Here is an 843-nt window from a genome sequence, read left to right on the forward strand (position 1 = left end):
GCTACATTATCTTTAGCTTCAATACTTCCTGTAATATTACCACTGCCTTTATTTTCAACACTAAAGTTTTTAACTTCATCAGAAAGGGTAATACTTGCTGCAATATTTCCTGCATTAGAAATACCAGTTTTAGCTTCTATCTTTCCTGCGATATTTATATCCCCTGTGATATGATTATTGGGAGCTACTGCAATAGCTGCTCCATTCTCACTTTTTAGTGTTGCTCCTTTTTGGATTTCTATACCTTTTACTTCGGTTTTTTGGCTATGGGTGTTAATGCTGATTGCATTATTTTTAACTTCCATTACACTACCAGGAGCTAAAGTGATTTTGCCAATATCTCTTGGAGTGTTTTTATGGTCGTAATTAAAGATATGGATTCCATTTCCATTCTCTGATATTATCGTCCCTTTATTGATAATCTCTCCTATAAAGTTGGTGGCATCATATGCAATAACATTGTTTTTGGCTTTCATTACTCCTTCATTAACGATTTTGCCTATAGTGGTGTAAGAATAACCTCTTTCAACATAGATTCCAGTTCTTGGTGAATCTAAAGTCCCTTTATTTAAAAATGTTCCTATACTACCACCATATAGAAACAAAGAAGTTATAAATCCTTTGTTGTCATTATTAAGAGTTTCAATTTTGGCATTCGTGCTAAGACCTATACCATTTATAGTTCCGGTATTGTTAAGATTTACTATAGTCGATCCTATGGCAGACACGCCACGCATTATTAATCCACTATTCTCAAAATTACTTATACTACTCCCCCCTAAAATATTAATCCCTGCTCCTCTACTACCCTCACTCTTAATAGTTCCACTATTACTAAAACTC

The 843-nt window shown here is 34.0% G+C and carries 1 pseudogene; it reads right to left on the reverse strand.

What is annotated here, in order from left to right:
* Positions 1 to 843: pseudogene (locus LS72_RS11125) on the reverse strand (hypothetical protein); the annotation flags it as partial.

Origin of the sequence: Helicobacter apodemus (assembly GCF_000765745.2) — a bacterium.
Lineage (GTDB): Bacteria > Campylobacterota > Campylobacteria > Campylobacterales > Helicobacteraceae > Helicobacter_D > Helicobacter_D apodemus.